Below are 21,060 nucleotides of genomic sequence, written 5' to 3' on the forward strand. Positions count from 1 at the left end.
CGAACCCGGAAGTTAAGCTTCCCTGCGCCGATGGTACTGCACTCGGGAGGGTGTGGGAGAGTAGGTCACCGCCGGACAATCTTTTGAGGAGAGGGTTCCGACACCTGTTGCAGGTGTCGGAACCCTCTTCTTGCGTTTCCGGGCCCTGTTCTGGCGTCCTGAAGCGGTGGACATGATCGTGCACGTCATCGACTGCGCCACTCTTCGGGGGCTGTTCGGGGGCTGTTCGGGGGTTTGGTGGGCTGCCGTCCCCAAGGGGGCTTCGGTGAGGTCATCCCCAGGGAGGGGCCCTGCGGCCGGGGGTGGCGGGCGTGGGATGTTCGCCCCGCGTACGGACTGGTGATGACGGTCAGTAGGGTTGAGGGGTGGATTATCGTGCGGTAGAACGCGCGATCCTGGATCGTGGCGTCGAGTGGGATTTCGAGCCGACGCTCGATCGGATCGCGGCCCTTCTTGACCTGCTCGGCTCGCCGCAGCGGGCGTACCCGGTCATACACATCGCCGGCACCAACGGCAAGACGAGCACGGCGCGGCTCACCGAGGCGTTGCTGAAGGAGCGCAACCTGCGGGTGGGGCGGTTCACCAGCCCGCACCTGGTCTCGATGCGTGAGCGCATCACCGTGGACGGAGAGCCGCTGAGCGAGGAGCGGTTCGCGCAGGTCTACGAGGAGATCATCCCCTATGTCGACCTGACCGACACGCAGGGACGGCGGATCCAGTTCTTCGAACTGCTGACGGCGATGGCCTTCGCGGCGTTCGCCGACAGTCCGGTCGATGTCGCCGTCATCGAGACCGGCATGGGCGGGTCCTGGGACGCGACGAACGTGGCCGACGGCACCGTGTCGGTGATCACGCCCATCTCGCTCGATCACACCGAGCGGCTCGGGCCTGACCTGCCGAGCATCGCCACGGAGAAGTCGGGCATCATCAAGCCCGGCGCCACGGCGGTGTTCGCGCAGCAGGAGCTCGCCGCCGCCGAGGTGCTGATGCGGCGCGCGGCCGAGGTCGGCGCCGTCGTCGCCCGCGAGGGGCTGGAGTTCGGGGTGCTGAGCCGCGAGGTCGCGATCGGCGGGCAACTGCTGTCGCTCCGCGGGCTCAAGGGCGTCTACGACGACGTCTACCTGCCGCTGTACGGTGCCCATCAGGCGAGCAACGCGGTCTGCGCGCTGGCCGCGGTCGAGGCGCTGACCGGCGGCGACGACCCGCTCGACGTCGAGCTGGTCCGCCAGGCGTTCGCGCAGGCGTCCTCGCCCGGGCGGATGGAGGTCGTGCGGCGCACCCCCACGGTGGTGGTCGACGCCGCGCACAACCCCGGCGGCATGCAGGCGTCCCTGGAGGGGCTGCACGAGGCGTTCGACTTCGCGAAGGTGATCGGCGTGGTCGCCGTCATGCGTGACAAGGACGTCGAGGGGCTGCTTGAGCTGCTGGAGCCGATGCTCGAAGAGATCGTCGTCACGCGTAACTCCTCGCCCAGGTCGATGTCCGCCGAGGAGCTCGCGGCCCTGGCCGAGCCGCTCTTCGGCGAGGACCGCGTGCACGTGGTCGAGCGGCTCGACGACGCCATCGACAGGGCGATCGGGATCGCCGACGCCGCGGGTGAGTTCAGCGGCACCGGTGTGCTCATCACCGGGTCGGTCGTCACGGCCGGCGACGCCCGGCAGCTGCTGAAGGCGGACGGCACATGATGAACTTCGAGGTCACCCCGGGCATGCGCCGGCTCGGCGCGAGTGTGCTGGGCATGGAGGCCATCGTGGCGGGCCTCATCACGCCCGTGGCGATCGGCGTGGGCGGGGTCGAGCCGGGGCTGGCCGTGGCGGTCGGCATCGGTCTGCTCGTCCTGTGCGTGGTCGCCGCGGGCATGCTCAAGCGGCCCGTCGGGTACGTCGTCGGCAGCGTCGTCCAGGTGCTGGCGATCGCCACGGGCTTCCTCGTGCCGACCATGTTCTTCCTCGGGGTGATCTTCGCCGCGCTGTGGATCACGGCGATTATCGTAGCTCGCCGTGTCGAGGGCGCTACTACGCGCTAAAGTCGGCCAACATGGCCGTTCCCCCGATTCAACGGCCGCCGCATCAGGCGCGCCTCAGTAACTCCTGGCTGCTCGACATCGTGCTCGGGCTGCTGGTCGTGGCGTCGCTGCCGCTGGCGGTCGTCTCGATCCCCAACACGCTCTCCGTGGTCGCCAGGCTGCTGCCGGACGACCTCGACCAGACCGGGCTCATGCGGACGAACGGGCTCTCGCTGCCCGCGCTGATGCTGACCGTCCCGCTCGTGGCCGCCGCGCTGCGCCGCGTTCCCGCGCCTCACCTGCTGCTCGTCGGGCTGGCGCTGGTGGCGCTGTCCGAGGCCGGGGGCGGCTACGCTGGCTCCGAGCTGCTCGTCGGTGTCGTACGCGTGCTGCGCGGTGTCGGCGCCGGCATCATCCTGGCCGCCACCCTGGCGGCGGTGTGGCACCGGGCCTCCGTCCTGCGGGCTCTGTGGGCGGGCACGTTCGGGCTGAGCCTGCTCACGGCGCAGGCGCTGGCGTTGTGGCCGCTCGACGCGGTGAGCAGCTGGCGGGTCACGCTGCAGCCGTACCCGCTGGTGACCGGCGTCGCGCTCGGGCTGGCGGCGGTTCATCTCGTCGCGTGGACGCTGGCCGGGCGGCCCGCCGGGCCCGTTCCGAGCGTCAAGGAACGCGGGCGGCTGCTGCTGACTGCCGTGCCCGCGGCGGGCATCGCGGCGCTGGCGATCAGCACGGCGACCGAGGGCTGGCGGGCGGTTCCCGTCATGGTGCTGGCGGTGGTCGCGATCCTGGGGCTGCTCGCGATGGCTTCGATCGGCGGCTCCGAGAGCCGTACCTCGGCGTACACGATGGTGGCGGTCGGCGCGGTGCTGCTGCCCAGCGCCGCTCAGGTGACGCTGGTGGAGATGGGCGGGCTCGGCGGGCCGGGGCTGCGGGGGCTGTGGGTGCCGTACGTGGTGGCCGGGGTGCTCGCGATCGTGGCGTCGGTGGGCGTGCGGCTGTTCGCGCGGGGTGCGGGGCGCCGGGTGGCGTCGCTGGGGCTGCTGGCCATGGTGGCCGGGCTCTGTTCGGTGCGGCTCGTGGTGCCCTCCGCCGACGGGATGGTGCTGACGGTGCCGTTCAGCCTGCTCGCGGTGGGTGCGGCGGTGGCGGTGACGGCGGCCCTGCAAGGGGTCGGGGCCGGTGCGGCCATGTCCGCGCTGTCGCTGGGGTGCGCGGGGGTGCTGGCGGGGTTCCTGCTCGGCACCGGGGTGCAGATGGCGATGCTGGACGGCGTGCGGTCGGCTCAGGAGCTCGTCGACAGCTTCGTGGGGGCGCTGCACTGGTGGGCCCTGGCCAGCGGGTTCCTGCTGGTGATGATCATCGTGCTTGCGGCCGTGATGGCTCGTCGCCCTGGGCGCGGGGTCCTGGCCGACGAGCCGGAGGGGCCCGAGGCGCCGCCGGGCGTCCCCTGTGCGGGGCTGCCTCCCGCGGACGTGCTGCTCGTACGGGGAGACGGCCTCGGAGGGCCCGACGGTGACGAGGAGGTACGGGCGGACGGTGACGACGAGCCGTCCACCGTGGCGATCCCGCGGATCGGCGCCTCGGTGACCGGGCCGGCCGGAGGGTCGGCGGCGGGGGCGGGTGGGGTGCCGCCCGCGGTGCCGCCGCAGGGGCAGTCGCCGGAGGACGTCACTTCCGCGTAGGTTTCCGGCTTCTGCGGGCTTGCGGCTTGTGCGTAGGCTTCCGGCGTACGGAAACTAGGGCAGGGGCTCGGGACGGTAAGCTGAGGGCCCTGCTACGGCGACGCGCGGGCGCGTGCCCCGCGAAGCGTCCTCGCGGCCAGGCCGGTGCCTGCCGCCGTGACCCCACCATGTTCGAAGGAGAACTCCAAGTGTCCGAGCGCACTCTTGTCCTGATCAAGCCCGACGGGGTTAAGCGCGGCCTCATCGGTGACGTGATCGCCCGTGTGGAGCGCAAGGGCCTCAAGGTCGTGGCGATGGACCTGCGCACCCTCGACGCCGACACCGCCAAGGCCCACTACGCCGAGCACTCCGAGCGGCCGTTCTTCGGCGAGCTCGTCGAGTTCATCACCTCGGGGCCGCTCGTCGCCCTGGTGCTGGAGGGCCCGCGCGCCGTCGAGGCGTTCCGCGCGCTGGCCGGCGCCACCGACCCGGTGAAGTCGGCGCCCGGCACGATCCGCGGCGACCACGCCCTCGAGATCGGCGAAAACGTCGTCCACGGCTCCGACTCGCCCGAGTCGGCCGCGAGGGAGATCAAGATCTTCTTCCCGGACAGGTTCTAGTCGCTTCCGCCTCCTCCGCGCCCGCGCAGCTCCGGCTGTGCGGGCGCGCGGCTTTTTCTGTCGGTCCTTTCTCGTAGGGTTCCGGGGTGGGCTCGCGCGGATTTCCTGGTCTGTGACCGCGATTCTTGAGCCGGTTTTTGTCGGGGGCTTGCCGTAGGGTTTCTTTGGATTGGATGTTGGATCGTTCCAGCGCGCTGTCGGATGTTGTGGTGCAATCCGGGCAAAATTGCGGTTGAGCTAGGGGCTGGAGATTTTTGATGGGCGCGATGGCTCATTGCGCGCATCGGTGGGTACGTCACGTTACGATTCGAATTCGATCCGTAGTCATTCGCGAACGACGTTACGGAGGGCTCCGTTCCCCATGGGCAGCAAGCTCGCGTTCCTCGGCCGTGACATGGCGGTCGACCTTGGCACCGCCAACACGTTGGTCTACGTGCGTGGCCGCGGCATCGTGCTCAATGAGCCGTCAGTCGTCGCGATCAACACCGTGACCGGCAAGATCGTTGCGGTCGGCATCGAGGCCAAGCGGATGATCGGTCGTACGCCTGGCAATATCATCGCGATCCGTCCGCTGAAGGACGGCGTGATCGCCGATTTCGACGTCACCGAACGGATGTTGCGATATTTCATCCAAAGGGTGCATCGACGGCGTCATTTCGCCAAGCCGCGCATCATCATCGCCGTACCCAGTGGCATCACCAGCGTCGAGCAGCGGGCGGTGAAAGAGGCCGGCTACCAGGCGGGAGCCAGGAGGGTCTACATCGTCGAAGAGCCGATGGCCGCGGCCATCGGGGCCGGGCTGCCGGTGCACGAGCCGACCGGCAACATGGTGGTCGACATCGGCGGCGGCACCACCGAGGTGGCGATCATCTCGATGGGCGGCGTCGTCACGAGCCAGTCCATCAGGATCGGCGGTGACGAGCTCGACCAGGCCGTGATCGCGTTCGCCAAGAAGGAGTTCTCGCTGATGCTCGGCGAGCGCACGGCCGAGGAGATCAAGATCGCCATCGGCTCGGCGTGCCCGTTCGGCGAGGAGTCGCACGCGGAGGTCCGCGGGCGTGACCTGGTCAGCGGGTTGCCCAAGACCATCATCGTGTCGAGCGAAGAGATCAGGAAGGCCACCGAGGAGCCGGTCAACGCCATCGTCGATGCCGTCAAGACCACCCTCGACAAGTGCCCGCCCGAGCTGTCCGGCGACATCATGGACCGCGGCATCGCGCTCACCGGCGGGGGCGCCCTGCTCAAGGGGCTCGGCGAGCGGGTCAAGGCCGAGACGGGCATGCCGGTCCACCTGGTCGACAACGCGCTCGACTCCGTCGCCATCGGCTCCGGCAAGTGCGCCGAGGAGTTCGAGGCACTCCAGCAGGTCCTGGTGCCGGAGTCGCGGCACTGATGAGAGACTCGCGCCGTGCCCGGCTGATCCTGGGAGTGCTGCTCGCCGCCGCACTGGTCATCCTGACCGTCGACCACCGCACCGGCGAGAGCTCGCCGCTGCGCCCGCTGCGCGCGGCCGGGGCCTACCTGTTCGGCACGGCGGAGCAGTTCGGCAGCGGCGTGGTGAGACCGGTGGGCGGGTTCGTGCACGCGATCCTGACCGCGCCGGCCGCCAAGCAGCGCATCGAGGCGCTCAAGGAGGAGAACGCCGAGCTCCGGGCCGGCCTGCTGGCCGGGAAGCTCGACGCCGACCGGGCCAAGCAGCTCAAGCAGCTGCTCGGGCTGGCCGGGACCGGGGGATACAAAGTGGTCACCGGCAGCGTGATCGCGCGGCGGGGTCAGCCGGGGTTCGAGGACGCGGTGCAGATCGACGTCGGCGCCGACGACGGGGTGCGGTCCGAGATGACCGTGCTCAACGGAGACGGGCTGGTCGGCCGGGTGCTGCACGCGTCGGCTCACACGTCGACCGTGGTGCTGCTGAGCGATCCCGCCTCGGCCGCGGGGGCGCGGCTGGAAGGCGGCAAGGAGATCGGTGTCGTCCACGGGGTGGGCGAGCACGGGCGGCTCGTCCAGTTCCGGCTGCTCGACTCCACGGCACCGCTGAGCAGGGGCGGGCGGATCGTGAGCTTCGGGTCGCAGCACGGGCGGCCGTACGTGGCCGGAGTGCCGATCGGGGTGATCGAACGGGTGGAGTCGACGCCTGGGGAGCTGACCCGGATCGCGTACGCGCGGCCGTACGCGGATCTGACGGCGCTCGACGTGGTCGGCGTGGTGGTGGAAGCGCCCAAGCGGGATCCGCGTGACGCGGTGCTGCCGGCCAAGGAGCGGGCGCGGTGATCGCAAGCCGGGACGGCCGCGTGCGGTGGGCTGGGGGCGTCGGCGTGGGGAGGGCTCGTCGCGTGTGGCCGGACGGCGTTTCGAGGCGGAGTGGTGGCCGGGTGTGGTGTGAGCGGCTGGAGCGGGGCGGCCGGATGTGGCGCGAGCGGCTGGAACAGGGCGGCCAGGTGGGGCGTCCGGGGCTGGGGCGGGACGGCCAGGTGAGGTGTCCGCTGCCGGGGCGGGGCGGTCGAGTGGGGCTGGGGCGGGTGCGACTCGCGGGTCGCGGGTGGTGGGGGTGGGGGCGTTCGGACGATGCGGTGCGTGGGTTCTCGGCGTGCGGTGAGGGGGCGGCGTGATCGGCGGGGTTTCCGTGGTGCTGGCGCTGCTGGCCCAGGTGATGCTCGTCAACCGGGTGCCGCTACCCGCCGGGGGCGCGCCTGATCTCGTGCTGCTCGCCGTCATCGGGGCGTCACTGGTCCGAGGGCCGTCCTCCGGGGCCGTGCTGGGGTTCTGCACGGGGCTGCTGGTCGACGTCATGCCGCCGTCCGCTCACCTGGTGGGTCAGTACGCGTTCGTCCTGGCGCTGGCCGGCTACGTGGCCGGGCGGGGGGCGGGCGGGCCCGCCACGACCGTCGTTCTGTGCGTGCTGATGGCGCCCCTGCTGGCGGCGGCCGTGGGCGGGCTGATCGGCGATCCGCGGGTGACGCTGTCGACCCTGACCGAACAGGTGCCGGTCACGATCGTCTACACGTTGCTGGTGTCGCCGATCGTGATCTGGCTGACCACGCGCGGCAGACAGGCGAGGTTCTCGACATGATCAGGATGCGTGCCAGGCTGCTGGTGCTTCACCTACTCGTGCTGACGCTGCTCGTCGTGCTGGCCGTGCGTCTGTGGCAGGTGCAGGTGGTGCGCGGGCAGGAGTTCGTGACGCGGGCCACCGAGACCAGGACCCGGGCGGTGATCGTGCCGGCGGTCCGAGGCCAGATCCTGGACTCCAAGGGGCGGCCGCTGGTGCGCAACAAGACCGCTCTGGTCGTGTCCGTCGACAGGACGAGGCTGTCGCGGATGAAGGACGGCGGCGTCAAAGTGCTGACCAAGCTGTCGGAGGTGCTCGGGCGGCCGGTCGCCGACCTGCAGCAGCGCATCACGCCCTGCGGTCCTGGGGTGGGCAAGCCGTGCTGGACGGGGTCGCCGTACCAGCCGGTTCCGCTGGACGAGAAGGTGGACACGCGCGAGGCGCTGCAGATCCTGGAGCGGCAGGAGGAGTTTCCCGGGGTGACCGCGGAGATCCACTCCGTCAGGCAATATCCCGGCGGCAGGGCCGGGGCGCAGATGCTCGGCTACCTGCAGCCCGTCACCGAGGCGGAGCTGGAGAAGCGGGAGGGGCTGAAGGCCAGCTTCTCCGGGGTCGACCTGGCCGGGCGCGACGGGCTCGAATACGTCTACGACGACGCGTTGCGGGGCAAGGCCGGGCTGCGCAGGGTGCAGGTCGATCGGATGGGCAAGGCGCTCGGCGTCGAGGAGCAGACCACCCCCATTCCCGGCGACCACCTGGTGACCAGCATCGACTTGCGGGTGCAGATGGTCGTGGAGAAGGCGCTGGCGAAGGCGATGAAGTCCGCGCCCAGCGCGGACGGTGGGGCCGCGGTGGTGCTCGACGCGCGTACGGGGCGGGTCGTGGCTCTGTCCAGCGCGCCCAACTACGACCCCGAGATCTGGGCGGGCGGCATCTCGGCGCGCGGCTACCAGTGGCTGCTGTCGGAGAAGTCCGGCAAACCGCTCGTGTCGCGGGCGATCAACGGCCAGTTCGCGCCGGGCTCGACGTTCAAGGTCTCGTCGGTGTCGGCGATGCTGCGCGCGGGCTACCCGCTCAACGGGACGTACTCGTGCCCCGGCTCCTACACCGTGGGCGGGCGGGCCTTCAACAACTTCCGCGGCATCGCGCTGGGCACGCTCAGCCTGCACACGGCGCTGGTCAAGTCCTGCGACACGATCTTCTACCGGGCCGCGTACGAGCAGTACCTCAAGGACGGCGGGCGCACGCCGAAGAAGCCGCCCAAGGAGATCTTCGCCAACATGGCGCGGGCCTTCGGGTTCGGCAGCCCGACCGGCGTCGATCTGCCCGGCGAGTCGGGCGGCCGCATCCCCGACCGGGCCTGGAAGAAGGACCTGTGGAACAGGACGAGCGCGATCAACTGCGAGCGCTCCCGCAAGGGCTATCCGGAGGTCAAGGACAGGGCGCGGGCCGAGTTCCTCAAGCGGCTGGCGTTGGAGAACTGCACCGAGGGGTTCCTGCTGCGGCCCGGTGACTCCGCCAACTTCTCCATCGGGCAGGGCGACGTGCTCGTCACGCCCATGCAGCTGGCCAGGGCCTACATGGCGCTGGTGAGCGACGGCAAGGTACGCAGCCCGCGCATCGGGTGGGCGCAGGTGCGGCCGGACGGCACGGTGGTCAGGAAGATTCCGGTGCCGGTGGTGGGCAAACTGCCGCTCAGCGAGAAGGAGCGCCTCTACATCAAGAACGCGCTCAGCCAGGTGGCCGCGGACGGCACGGCGGCCGGGGCGTTCGCCGGGTTCCCGATGAACAAGGTCCGGGTGGGCGGCAAGACCGGCACCGCGGAGGTATGGGGCAAGAAGGACACCTCGTGGTTCGCGTCGTTCGCGCCGACGAAGAATCCGCAGTACGTGGTGGTTGCGATGGTGTCGCAGGGCGGCATGGGCGCACAGACGGCGGCTCCGGCCGTACGGGAGATCTACGAGGGGATCTACGGGATCAAACGCAAGCCCGCGGTGCCGGGCGGGCGGTTGACCACCCGGCTTCCGCAGTTCGCGCCTGACGGAACGGTGGCCGGGGAATGAGTGGGCGCGAGCAGCCGGCCGCGGTGGGTGTGGCGGGAAGTGTGGGCGGGTGGTCGGCTGTCGCGGGTGTGGCGGGAAATGTGCGCGGGTGGTCGGTTGCCGCGGACGTGGTGGGAGGTGGGCGTGGGTGGTCGGCCGTACCGAGAAGTGGGTGGGATGGGTGGGTTTGGTCGGCCGTTGCGGATGCGGCGGAAGGCTGGCGGTCGGCCGCTACGGGTGTGGCGGAAGGCCGGCGGTTGGCCGTTACGGGTGTGGCGGGTTGCTGGCGTAGAGGGTCAGGCGGCGCTGACGTGACGGGAGGTGGCCGGTGAACGCGCGGACGGTGGCCGTTCGGCGGCCCTCGCTGTTTCGGCGGATGGCTCGCGAGAACTCGACGGTGCGGCGGCTCGACGGGCTGATGCTCGTCGCGGTGGCCGGGCTGTGTGTGATCGGCACGCTGCTGGTGTGGTCGTCCACCAGGACCTGGGCGCCGGGCGCGACGGGGCTGGTCAAGAAACACATGCTCAACGAGGCCATCGGGCTCGTGCTGTGCGGGCTCGTGGCCATGGTCGACCATCGGGCGATGCGGGCGTACGCGCCGGTGGTGTTCCTGCTGTCGGTGGTGGGGCTGGTCCTGGTCATCACCCCGCTGGGCGCGACGATCAACGGGTCGCACTCGTGGATCCTGCTCGGCGGCGGGTTCGCGGTGCAGCCGTCCGAGTTCGCCAAGGTGGGGCTGCTGCTCATCATCGCGATGTTGCTGGCCCAGCCGGCCGAGGGCACCGATCGGCCACGAGGGCTGGACGTGATGCTCTCGCTGTTCGCCGCCGCGCTCACCATCGGCCTGGTCATGCTCCAGCCCGACCTGGGGACGGCGATGGTGCTGGCGGTGATCACGGCCGCCGGGCTGATCATCGGGGGCGTGCGCAAGCGGCTGATCGGCGCGCTGACGCTGGTGGCGTGCGTCGGGATGTTCTCGGTGTTCTACTTCCAGATGCTGGAGCCGTACCAGGTGGCGCGGTTCACCGCGTTCGTCGACCCGAGCGTGGATCCGCGCGGGGTGGGCTACAACAGCACGCAATCGATGATCGCGATCGGCTCGGGACAGCTCCTGGGCAAGGGGCTGCTCGGGGGCGGGCAGACGACGGGACGGTTCGTGCCCGAGCAGCACACCGACTTCATCTTCACGGTGGCGGGGGAGGAGTTCGGCTTCCTGGGGTCGGTCACGGTGGTGCTGCTGCTCGGCGTGGTGCTGCTGCGCGGGCTGAAGATCGCCAGGCAGTGCGAGGACAGGTTCGGGACGCTGGTGGCGGGCACGATCGTGTGCTGGTTCGCGTTCCAGACGTTCATCAATGTGGGGATGACGATCGGGATCATGCCGATCACGGGGTTGCCGCTGCCGTTCGTGTCCTACGGGGGCACCGCCACGTTCGCGAACTTGATCGCGGTCGGGTTGCTGCAGGCCATCAGGGTGCGAAGACAGTCGTTCGAGTGAGGAGACAGGTCCTCCTTGGCGCCGCCCTGCGGTGACGCCTGCCTGCGATGTCCCGCGAGGGTCTATGAAGGGCTGCGTGGTGGCGCTGAGGGCGTCTGCGGGGGCTGGCGCGTGCGGGGCCTCTCGGCCCCTCCCCGGCATTCTCAGTCACGGGGTGGGGCACTACGCAAGCTAGTACACCCTGGACCAGCGCAAGGCCGGGGGCACTACACACGTCAGGAGTGAGGCACGACCCACGCCAGTAACCCCCCAGCCGGGAACCATCACCACCTGACCACGCGCCCGAACGACAACGCCTCACCAGGCCACCACACCGTCCATACAGCAACACGTCGCCGGGACGCGGCCCGCTGGGGGCTACAAGATGCCCAAGCGGCCGCACAGCTACGCTCGCAGCCACTCAGCGATAGCGGGCAGAGCATCGGAGACCACTCGCAGACGATCCGATGCAAAGGTGAAGCGTCCCGCAGGTGCTGCCAGTGCGGCCGGTGCCGCGGCAAGCGTCCTCGACGCACCGCGAACCGTTGCGACAGACATCGCGACAAGCATCGCGATGGACACCGCGGCAAGCGGCCTCGCAGACGTCCGCACAGGCGCCACACCCCCCGCAGACGTCCTCCACACACACCGGCGTCGAACCTCCCGCAGACGTCCTCACACGCATCGGCGTCGGGCCTCCCGCAGATGGCCTCACAGACACCGCGACAAGCGTGGGTGGTCGGGGACGTGTCACCGTCTGATCGCCGCTACCCTGGAGCGTATGTCTGTCGAGTCGATTTTCCCCCGCCTGGAAGCGCTGCTGCCCAAGGTGCAGAAGCCCATCCAGTACGTCGGAGGTGAGCTCAACTCGACCGTCAAGGACTGGGATTCCGCCGACGTGCGCTGGGCGTTGATGTATCCGGACGCCTACGAGGTCGGGCTGCCCAACCAGGGTGTGGCGATCCTCTACGAGATTCTCAACGAGCTTCCCGCCACGCTGGCCGAGCGGACGTACGCGGTCTGGCCCGATCTGGAGGCCCTGATGCGGGCCGAGGGGGTTCCGCAGTTCACGGTCGACGCGCACCGGCCGGTGCGTGCCTTCGACGTGCTCGGAGTGTCGTTCTCGACCGAGCTCGGCTACACCAACATGCTGACCGCGCTCGACCTGGCCGGCATTCCGTTGCTGGCCGTGGATCGCGGTGAGGACGATCCGATCGTGCTCGCGGGCGGTCACGCGGCCTTCAACCCGGAGCCGATCGCCGACTTCCTCGACGCGGCCGTGCTCGGTGACGGGGAGCAGATCTCCATCGCCATCAGCGAGGTCATCCGTGAGTGGAAGGCGGAGGGCAGGCCGGGCGGTCGCGACGAGCTGCTGATGCGGCTGGCCGAGTCCGGCGGGGTCTACGTGCCGAAGTTCTACGACGTCGACTACCACCCCGACGGGCGCATCAAGCGGGTCGCGCCCAACCGGGCCGACGTGCCGTGGCGGGTGCACAAGCACACGGTGATGGACCTCGACGAGTGGCCCTATCCGAAGAAGCCGCTGGTGCCGCTGGCCGAGACGGTGCACGAGCGGTTCAGTGTGGAGATCTTCCGCGGCTGCACGCGCGGATGCCGGTTCTGCCAGGCGGGCATGATCACCCGTCCGGTGCGTGAGCGGTCCATCACCACGATCGGGGCGATGGTCGAGAACGGCATCAAGGAGTCCGGCTTCAACGAGGTCGGCCTGCTGTCGCTGTCGTCCGCCGACCACTCCGAGATCGGCGACGTGGCCAAGGGGCTCGCCGACCGCTACGAGGGCACCAACACCTCGTTGTCGCTGCCCTCGACCAGGGTCGACGCGTTCAACATCGACCTGGCCAACGAGTTCTCCAGGAACGGCAGGCGTTCGGGTCTGACGTTCGCGCCCGAGGGCGGCTCGGAGCGCATGCGCAAGGTGATCAACAAGATGGTCACCGAGGAAGACCTGATCCGCACCGTCTCCACCGCCTATTCGCAAGGGTGGCGGCAGGTCAAGCTCTACTTCATGTGCGGGCTGCCCACCGAGGAGGACGAAGACGTCCTCGGCATCGCCGACCTGGCCAAGAAGGTCATCCAGGCGGGCCGCGAGGCGACCGGCAGCCGCGACATCCGCTGCACGGTCTCCATCGGCGGCTTCGTGCCCAAGCCGCACACCCCGTTCCAGTGGGCCGGGCAGGCCGACCACGAGACCGTCGATCGGCGGCTCAAGGCACTGCGCGACTCGGTCAGAGGCGACAAGCAGTACGGCCGGGCGATCGGTTTCCGCTATCACGACGGCAAGCCGTCCATCGTGGAGGGTCTGCTGTCGCGGGGCGACCGCAGGGTCGGCGCCGTGATCAGAGCGGTCTGGGAGGACGGCGGCCGGTTCGACGGGTGGAGCGAGCACTTCTCCTACGAGCGCTGGATGGCGGCGGCGGAGAAGGCGGGCGTCGACGTCGACTGGTACACCACGCGCGAGCGTGAGGAGAACGAGGTCCTGCCGTGGGACCACCTCGACGCCGGGCTCGACCGCGAATGGCTGTGGCAGGACTGGCAGGAGGCCGTGTCCGGCGGTGAGGTCGAGGACTGCCGCTGGACTCCGTGCTACGACTGCGGCGTATGCCCGACCATGGGCACAGAAATTCAGATCGGTCCGACGGGGCGGAAACTCCTTCCTCTTACGGTGGTCTAGCGCGCTCAGTGGGCGAGCCGTGTCACGGCGTACACGTACATACGCCGGAGCGGCTTATCCTGAGACGAAGGAACTCTTACAAGGGAAGGACGACAAGCTCTGAAACCTGTTCCCGAAGGGCCCCCGCCCGCGCCTACGGTGCAGCGCCTGCGTGTGCGTTACGCCAAGCGCGGCCGCCTGCGCTTCACCAGCCACCGCGACATCTCGCGGGCCGTTGAGAGAGCGGTTCGCCGTGCCGGCATTCCGGTGGCTTACAGCGCGGGTTTCTCGCCCCACCCGAAGATCTCCTACGCGGGCGCGGCGCCGACCGGTGTCGCCAGCGAAGCCGAATACCTCGAGATCGGTGTTACCACGCCGTGCGACCCCGGCCAGGTCAGACAGGGCCTGGACGCGTCGTTGCCGCCTGGACTCGATGTGCTCGACGTTGTGGAGGCGGGTCCGGGGGGGCTGGCCGACCGCTTGGAGGTCTCCGACTGGGAGGTGCGGCTTCCCGGTGCCGATCGCGAGCTCGCCGAGGTGGCGGCGGAGAAGTTTCTCGCGGCAGGCACGGTGGAGGTCGAGCGCCTGACCAAGAAGGGTCCCCGCCGCTTCGACGCGCGCGAGGCCGTACTGAGGCTCGAGGTGTCCGAGGGAACAGACAGAACCGCAGCTCAGGTGCGAGGAGGGCCGTGTGTCATACTGCGCATGGTTGTTCGGCACATGACGCCTGCCGTTCGACCCGACGATGTGCTCACAGGGCTGCGCCTTGTGGCCGACTTCGCGCCGCCGGTTCCCCCCGAGGTGACCAGGCTGGCGCAGGGGCCGCTCGACGCCAGCACCGGTGCGCTTGCCGACCCGCTCGACCTGGACCGCGACATCACGCGCGGCGGCGAGGCGGGACCGGCGGGTGAGCACGTCGCCGGTTAAGGACATGCCCGGTGCGAGCCGGGCACGACTGCTGACAGGACTTGGCGCCGGCGCTTCCGTCTCGGGAGAGCCGGCGGACAACGAGACACGAGGGCTCCTGCGCGGCGCGGTGACGCGCCCGGGAGCTGACGGGAGAACGCCCGCATGCTCGACAACGAGCCCAACGCCGGGGCCACTGGCCCTGACGGGGAGACAATTGAACAGCCCGAGGTGACGAAGCGTCGCCGCTCCGCCAGCCGCCCTGCGGGTCCTCCGCCGGAGCTGCCCGAGGAGCCGGCTTCCGTTCCGGTCACGGTCGCCGCGGCGCAGACGGCGCCGTCGGTGGCCGAGGTGCGACCGGTGCAGCGCACCGCGGCTCAAAGAGCCGCGGGTGAGCCCGCCGCCGATACGGCTGGTGCCGGCATGACTCATGCCGGTACGACTCATGCTGACACGACTCATGGCGGTACGGCCGCCGCGGCGTCGGTTTCCGCCGATGCGGCTTCCGCTGGTGCGGGGGCCGGTGACGTGGCCGGTACGGGTGCGGCTGGTGTGGTTTCCGGTGGAACGCCGGTGGAGAGTCCGGCCGAGGCCGCCATGGCCGATGCCGTCGCTGAAGCCGCCGGTGAAGCCGCAGGTGAGACCGAGGATGAGGCCGCGGCTGAGAAGCCGAAGCGGGCCACGCGGACGCGGTCCACCGCCACGACGACGCGGCGGCGTACGACGAAGAAGACGGCTGAGGCGGAAGCTGAGGCGGAAGCTGAGGGAGCGCTCCCGGAGGGCGAGCCCGCCGCCGAGGAGCCCGTGAAGCGGCGCAGGACCCGCAAGAAGGCGGATGAGGCCGTCGCGCCCGCCGCCGAGGCGGAGTCCGCGTCCGGAGTTTCTGGCGGGGAGTCCGCCGTGGGTGCCGGTGCGTCCAGTGACGAGGCGGGGGAGCGCGTCGCGCGTTCCGGCGCCGGCCGTGACGAGGTGGCGGCGCCGTTCGGTGAGAGTGAGGCCGACATGGCGGCGAGCGCCCGGGCCGGTGCTGCGGCCGACGGGGGCGCGGGAGACCTGGGCGGTGGCGCGGACGAGAGCGCGGCCGGCGGTCGTGCGGGCCGGGCCGGTCGCGTGCGCCGGCGGGCCGGTGCCGAGGCCGCTGCCGGTGCCGATGTCGAAGCCGTTGCCAGTGCTGTTTCTGGAGCCGCTTCCGGCGGGGACGTGGAGGCGGCGCGGGCCGAGGCCGATGAGGCCGACGACGACATCATGGAGATCCTGCCCGAGGACGAGCCGCTCGACGACGAGCCCGCCGGTGAGGATCTCGACGAGGACAACGTGCGCCCCAGCCTGCTCGCCGACCCGTTCGGGATGACCGCCCGCAGGCAGGACGAGCCGGGGACCGCGTTCCAGCGGCCGGCCGCGATCTTCGCGCCGCTGTTCCAGGCGCCCGACCCGAGCAAGGCCAAGCCCGCCGTCGCCCGCAAGGCCGAGGCGCCGCAGCCCGTCGCCGAGCCCGAGGCCGAGGAGGCCGAGGAGCCGGTTGACGAGGTGGCCGCCGAGGAGGAGACCGACCTCGACACCTCCGACGAGCAGGAGGAGGAAGAGGGCGGCAGCCGCCGCCGTCGCCGCCGCAGGGGCGGCAGGGGCCGCGGCAAGGCGCGCGAGCGCGACGACGCGGAAGACGGCGAGGAGTCCGAGGACGACGACTCCGATGAGCAGGGCGAGGAGGCGCAGGAAGAGGAGGCCTCCTCCTCGCGCCGCCGGCGCCGCCGTCGCCGCAGGGGCGGTGACGAGGGCTCCGAGCCCGCCGGCGACGACCCGCCGAACACGGTGGTGCGCATCCGCGCGCCGCGCTCGGGCCGTTCCGCCTCGCTCGACACCGCGACCGACGGCGTGCAGAGCGTGCGCGGCTCGACCCGGCTGGAGGCGAAGAAGCAGCGCCGCCGCGAGGGGCGCGAGCTCGGGCGCAGGCGCCCGCCGATCATCACCGAGTCGGAGTTCCTGGCCCGCCGCGAGTCCGTCGACCGCATGATGGTCGTGCGGCGCGTGGGCGACCGTACGCAGATCGCGGTGCTGGAGGACGGCGTGCTCGTCGAGCACTACGTCAACCGCGAGGCCAGCCAGTCCTACGTCGGCAACGTCTACCTCGGCAAGGTGCAGAACGTGCTGCCGTCGATGGAGGCGGCGTTCGTGGACATCGGCAAGGGCAGGAACGCCGTCCTGTACGCCGGCGAGGTGAACTTCGACACCGCCGGTCTTGAGGGCCAGCCGAAGCGGATCGAGTCGGCGCTCAAGTCGGGCCAGTCGGTGCTCGTGCAGGTCACGAAGGACCCGATCGGCCACAAGGGCGCCCGCCTGACCTCGCAGATCAGCCTGCCGGGACGCTACCTGGTCTACGTGCCCGACGGGTCGATGACCGGCATCAGCCGCAAGCTGCCCGACAAGGAGCGCACCCGGCTGAAGAGCATCCTGAAGAAGGTCATGCCGGAGAACGCCGGCGTGATCGTCCGCACCGCGGCCGAGGGCGCCTCCGAGGACGAGCTGGCCCGCGACGTGGCCCGGCTGTCGGCGCAGTGGGAGAACATCCAGAAGAAGGCCAAGTCGGCCAGCCCGCCGGAGCTGCTGTCCGCCGAGCCCGACCTGACCATCCGGGTCGTGCGCGACGTGTTCAACGAGGACTTCACGAACCTGGTCGTGCAGGGCGAGGACGCCTGGGAGACGGTCGACGAGTACGTCAAGTACGTCGCGCCGCACCTGGCCGAACGCCTGTCGAAGTGGGACGAGGGAGAGCACGGCGACGTGTTCGCCTCCTACCGGATCGACGAGCAGCTGAGCAAGGCGATGGAGCGCAAGGTGTGGCTGCCCAGCGGCGGCTCGCTGGTGATCGACCGTACCGAGGCGATGACCGTCGTCGACGTCAACACCGGCAAGTTCACCGGCCAGGGCGGCAACCTGGAGGAGACCGTCACCAGGAACAACCTGGAGGCGGCCGAGGAGATCGTGCGCCAGCTGCGCCTGCGCGACATCGGCGGCATCATCGTCATCGACTTCATCGACATGGTGCTGGAGTCCAACCGCGACCTGGTGCTGCGGCGGATGCTGGAGTGCCTGGCCCGCGACAGGACCAAGCACCAGGTGGCCGAGGTCACCTCGCTGGGCCTGGTCCAGATGACGCGTAAGCGGGTCGGTCAGGGGCTGCTGGAGGCGTTCTCGACGCCGTGTGACTGCTGCAACGGGCGCGGCCTGATCGTCTCCACCGAGCCGGTCGAGAGCAAGCCCGAGCCGCGCGGCACGCAGGGCAAGATGGCGATCGAGAAGGCGGTGTCGGACAAGGTTTCCGCGGCCAAGGACTCCGCCAGCCGTGATACCGTGACCGGTGCGCTTGAAGACGTCCCGGCCGAGGACGACCAGGCAAGCCAGACTTCCGGCAGAGGGCGGCGACGCTCCCGCCGAGCCAAGTCGGCCGACTAACCTCGGCTGACTTTCGACGATCCGTCCGGTTCGCCGGGGCACCGTTCATCCGGTACCCTGGTGAATCGGTGCGTCAGGTGACGTGCCCTGTTGGCGCGCTTACTCGGTTCGTCGTTTTAGACAGGCTGAATGACAGGCGCAGCATTCGGCGGCCACCTCGATGAGGTAGCTGATGTTCGAACAGCAACAGTGAGTCAGTAGAAGGGTTCCGCGGTGTACGCGATCGTTCGTTGCGGCGGCAGGCAGCAGAAGGTCTCCGTCGGTGACGTCCTCGAGGTGGACAAGGTCGCCGGCGAGGTCGGCTCTTCGGTATCGCTGCCGACGGTGCTCGTCGTCAACGACGGCGATGTGACCACGGAGGCGGGCAAGTTCACGGTCAACGCCGAGATCCTCGGTGAGACCAAGGGCCCGAAGATCCGCATTCTCAAGTACAAGAACAAGACCGGTTACAAGAAGCGCCAGGGTCACCGCCAGCGGTACACCCAGGTGAAGATCACCGGTATCGAGCAGGCCTGAACGGGAGTTTGAGAGATGGCACACAAGAAGGGCGCGTCGTCCACCCGGAACGGTCGTGACTCCAACGCCCAGCGTCTGGGCGTCAAGCGCTTCGGTGGTCAGCTGGTCAACGCGGGCGAGATCATCGTCCGTCAGCGTGGCACCCACTTCCACCCCGGTGACAACGTCGGCCGCGGTGGCGATGACACGCTGTTCGCGCTGGCCGCGGGTCACGTGCAGTTCGGTGTCAAGCGCGGCCGCAGGGCCGTGAGCATCGTCCCCGTCGCCGCCGAGTAGGTTCTTCCTGCTTTTCGGCCTCGGGCTCGTCGCTTCAGGGGTGGATCGATCCGTACGGATGCGATCCACCCCTTGGTGTTTCCCGGGCCGGTCGGCGATGGGTTGTCAGTCATGAGAGGCCCCTGGCGGGGCGATGGAGGAATGCGGGATGCCGGACTTTGTGGACCAGGTGGTCCTTCACATCAAGGCCGGTGACGGGGGAAACGGGTGCGCCTCCATCCACCGGGAGAAGTTCAAGCCGCTCGGCGGGCCCGATGGGGGCAACGGCGGGCGCGGGGGCGACGTCGTCCTCGAGGTCGATCCCAACACCGCGACCCTGCTCGACTACCATCGCCGCCCGCACAGGAAGGCCCCCAACGGCAAGCAGGGGCAGGGCTCCAACCGCGACGGCGCCAACGGTGAGGACGTGGTCCTGGCCGTGCCCAACGGCACCGTGGTGAAGGACTCCGCCACGGGTGAAGTGCTGGTCGACCTCGTCGGGGCGGGCACCCGCTACGTGATCGCCGAGGGCGGGCACGGCGGGCTCGGCAACGCGGCGCTGGCCTCCACCAAGCGCAAGGCGCCCGGGTTCGCGCTGCTCGGCGAGCCGGGCGACGAGCTCGACGTCATGCTGGAGCTCAAGAGCGTCGCGGACGTGGCCTTGGTCGGCTTCCCCAGCGCGGGCAAGAGCTCGCTGATCGCGGCGCTGAGCGCGGCCAAGCCGAAGATCGCCGACTATCCGTTCACCACCCTGATCCCCAACCTGGGCGTGGTGACGGCGGGCGACCACGTGTTCACCGTGGCCGACGTCCCCGGGCTGATCCCGGGCGCGTCTGAGGGCAAGGGGCTCGGGCACGAGTTCCTGCGGCACGTCGAGCGGTGCGACATGCTCGTGCACGTCATCGACTGCGCCACCATGGAGCCGGGGCGCGATCCCGTCACCGACTACGAGGTGATCGAGGCGGAGCTGCGCGCGTACGGGAAGCTGGAGGACCGGCCGCGGCTGGTCGTTCTGAACAAGGCCGACGTGCCCGACGCGCGGGAACTGGCCGAGCTGGTCGCGCCGGAGTTCGAGGCGCGCGGGCTGAAGGTCTTCACGATCTCGGCGGCCACGCATGACGGGCTGCGGGAGCTGTCGTACGCGATGGGCGAATGGGTGGCGGCGGCGCGGGCCAACAAGCCCGTCGAGGAGCCGACCCGGCTGGTCATCAGGCCCAAGCAGCTCGGCACGGCCGGGTTCAAGGTGCGCCGGGTCAACGAGAACCTGTTCCAGATCACCGGGGAGAAGCCGGAGCGGTGGATCAGGCAGACCGACTTCACCAACGACGAAGCGGTGGGTTACCTCGGTGACCGGCTCGAACGGCTCGGGGTCGAGGTCGAGCTGGCCAAGCTCGGCGCCAAGGCCGGGGCCGAGGTGGTCATCGGGCCGATGGAGGGCGGTTACATCTTCGACTGGCAGCCCACGCTGAACGCCGAGACGGTGCGGCAGGGGCCGCGCGGGTCGGACAACCGGCTGGGGTAGGGCGGCGCGGGTCGGGCCACCGGCCGGGGTAAGGCGGGCGCGGGCCGGACCGCCGGCTGGCCGTACGGGATGGTCTCGATCCGTCGCGGTCGGGGCCGGCGTCGTTCGATCGTCGCCGTGACACTTCGGCGCCGGGCGAAATATCCGGATCTTAGGCTGCGGACCATGAATGCCGCATTCATCCTGCCCGCGCAGGCCCCTCACCTGGTGATCGAGCCGAGCATCCTGTACTTCGGGACGCCGGTGGCGCTCCTTTCGACCGAGAACGAGGACGGCTCGTTCAACCTGGCCCCGATGTCCTCCGCGTGGGCGCTCGGGCAGACGGTCGTGCTCGGTCTGGGCCGCGAGGGGCAGACCGCGCGCAATCTCGGCGAGCGGCCCGACCTGGTGATCAATCTGCCCGACCCGGCTCTGTGGCCGGCGGTGGAACGGCTGGCGCCGCTGACCGGCCGGAACCCGGTTCCCGCGACCAAGGCGGAGCGCTGCCGCTTCGAGCCGGACAAGTTCGGTGCGGCGGGACTGCACGGCGAGCCTTCGCACGTGGTCCGGCCGCCTCGCGTCGCCGAGTGCCCCATTCAACTGGAGGCCCGTGCCGAGCGGGTACGGACGGACGTCCGCGACGAATTCGTCATCGTCGAGGCACTCGTCCAGAAGGTGCACGCCGATCCCCGGCTCGTCGTTCCCGGCACCGACCACGTCGATCCCGCCGCCTGGAGCCCGCTCGTCTACAACTTCCGCCACTACTTCGGGCTCGGCCAGGAGCTCGGCCATTCCTACCGCACCGAGACGCCCCGGTGACGCGCACCGAGACGCCCCGGTGACGCGCGCCGAGTCGCCCTGGTGACGCGGCCGTCCGCGGTCAAGATCGTCGGCTGATAGCTGGGCGCGT

Annotated in this window: 15 protein-coding genes, 1 rRNA gene and 2 pseudogenes; 17 read left to right on the plus strand and 1 reads right to left on the minus strand. The window is 70.1% G+C overall.

The window, feature by feature from the left end:
- The 14 genes from rrf to rplU all read left to right on the plus strand — a co-directional run.
- Positions 1-77: ribosomal RNA gene (gene rrf, locus AB0C27_RS14430) — 5S ribosomal RNA — on the plus strand; the annotation flags it as partial.
- Positions 78-365: 288 nt separating this feature from the next.
- On the plus strand, positions 366-1,685 hold the full coding sequence (locus AB0C27_RS14435) for a folylpolyglutamate synthase/dihydrofolate synthase family protein (RefSeq protein ID WP_357843115.1): 1,320 nt from the start codon (positions 366-368) through the stop codon (positions 1,683-1,685).
- Positions 1,682-2,026, plus strand: coding sequence for a DUF4233 domain-containing protein (locus AB0C27_RS14440; protein WP_357843118.1), 345 nt, complete (start codon positions 1,682-1,684; stop codon positions 2,024-2,026). Before AB0C27_RS14435 ends, AB0C27_RS14440 begins: the two co-directional genes overlap by 4 nt.
- An 11-nt stretch (positions 2,027-2,037) precedes the next feature.
- On the plus strand, positions 2,038-3,687 hold the full coding sequence (locus AB0C27_RS14445) for a hypothetical protein (protein WP_357843121.1): 1,650 nt from the start codon (positions 2,038-2,040) through the stop codon (positions 3,685-3,687).
- Positions 3,688-3,854: 167 nt separating this feature from the next.
- Positions 3,855-4,286, plus strand: coding sequence for a nucleoside-diphosphate kinase (gene ndk, locus AB0C27_RS14450; RefSeq protein ID WP_106250498.1), 432 nt, complete (start codon positions 3,855-3,857; stop codon positions 4,284-4,286).
- 361 nt (positions 4,287-4,647) lie between these two features.
- Positions 4,648-5,679: a rod shape-determining protein gene (locus AB0C27_RS14455; protein ID WP_346114894.1), complete on the plus strand. Its 1,032-nt coding sequence runs from the start codon at positions 4,648-4,650 to the stop codon at positions 5,677-5,679.
- On the plus strand, positions 5,679-6,557 hold the full coding sequence (mreC, locus tag AB0C27_RS14460) for a rod shape-determining protein MreC (protein ID WP_357843125.1): 879 nt from the start codon (positions 5,679-5,681) through the stop codon (positions 6,555-6,557). The genes AB0C27_RS14455 and mreC overlap by 1 nt, the downstream gene beginning before the upstream one ends.
- Positions 6,558-6,891: 334 nt before the next feature.
- Positions 6,892-7,356 carry a rod shape-determining protein MreD gene (gene mreD / locus AB0C27_RS14465; protein WP_357843128.1) on the plus strand — a complete coding sequence of 155 codons (465 nt, stop codon included), beginning with the start codon at positions 6,892-6,894 and terminating at the stop codon, positions 7,354-7,356.
- Positions 7,353-9,398 (plus strand): penicillin-binding protein 2, encoded by a 2,046-nt coding sequence (gene mrdA, locus AB0C27_RS14470; protein WP_357843131.1) that lies wholly within the window; start codon positions 7,353-7,355, stop codon positions 9,396-9,398. Before mreD ends, mrdA begins: the two co-directional genes overlap by 4 nt.
- Positions 9,399-9,705: 307 nt before the next feature.
- Positions 9,706-10,872 (plus strand): rod shape-determining protein RodA, encoded by a 1,167-nt coding sequence (rodA, locus tag AB0C27_RS14475; RefSeq protein ID WP_357843134.1) that lies wholly within the window; start codon positions 9,706-9,708, stop codon positions 10,870-10,872.
- Positions 10,873-11,632: 760 nt separating this feature from the next.
- The gene (locus AB0C27_RS14480; RefSeq protein WP_357843137.1) at positions 11,633-13,543 is read left to right on the plus strand and encodes a TIGR03960 family B12-binding radical SAM protein; all 1,911 of its coding nucleotides are present in this window, start codon (positions 11,633-11,635) and stop codon (positions 13,541-13,543) included.
- A gap of 153 nt (positions 13,544-13,696) precedes the next feature.
- Positions 13,697-14,449: a TIGR03936 family radical SAM-associated protein gene (locus AB0C27_RS14485; protein WP_357843140.1), complete on the plus strand. Its 753-nt coding sequence runs from the start codon at positions 13,697-13,699 to the stop codon at positions 14,447-14,449.
- 552 nt (positions 14,450-15,001) lie between these two features.
- The gene (locus tag AB0C27_RS14490) at positions 15,002-17,878 is read left to right on the plus strand and encodes an Rne/Rng family ribonuclease (RefSeq protein WP_357843142.1); all 2,877 of its coding nucleotides are present in this window, start codon (positions 15,002-15,004) and stop codon (positions 17,876-17,878) included.
- A gap of 213 nt (positions 17,879-18,091) precedes the next feature.
- Positions 18,092-18,394: a 50S ribosomal protein L21 gene (gene rplU / locus AB0C27_RS14495; protein WP_080046162.1), complete on the plus strand. Its 303-nt coding sequence runs from the start codon at positions 18,092-18,094 to the stop codon at positions 18,392-18,394.
- Here rplU and AB0C27_RS14500 read toward each other — a convergent pair.
- A pseudogene (locus AB0C27_RS14500) lies at positions 18,391-18,438 on the minus strand (hypothetical protein); the annotation flags it as partial. The gene rplU and the pseudogene AB0C27_RS14500 sit on opposite strands and share 4 nt — an antisense overlap.
- On the opposite strand from AB0C27_RS14500, the pseudogene rpmA reads away from it, so the two are divergent.
- From rpmA to AB0C27_RS14515, 3 genes and pseudogenes are all read left to right on the plus strand, one after another.
- Positions 18,422-18,670, plus strand: a pseudogene (rpmA, locus tag AB0C27_RS14505) (50S ribosomal protein L27); the annotation flags it as partial. The pseudogenes AB0C27_RS14500 and rpmA sit on opposite strands and share 17 nt — an antisense overlap.
- 148 nt (positions 18,671-18,818) lie before the next feature.
- Positions 18,819-20,171: a GTPase ObgE gene (gene obgE / locus AB0C27_RS14510; RefSeq protein WP_357843145.1), complete on the plus strand. Its 1,353-nt coding sequence runs from the start codon at positions 18,819-18,821 to the stop codon at positions 20,169-20,171.
- Between the two features lie 165 nt (positions 20,172-20,336).
- Positions 20,337-20,969: a flavin reductase family protein gene (locus AB0C27_RS14515; RefSeq protein WP_357843148.1), complete on the plus strand. Its 633-nt coding sequence runs from the start codon at positions 20,337-20,339 to the stop codon at positions 20,967-20,969.
- The last annotated feature ends 91 nt before the right edge of the window (positions 20,970-21,060 follow it).

The organism is Nonomuraea sp. NPDC048882 (genome assembly GCF_040649755.1).
GTDB lineage: Bacteria > Actinomycetota > Actinomycetes > Streptosporangiales > Streptosporangiaceae > Nonomuraea > Nonomuraea maheshkhaliensis.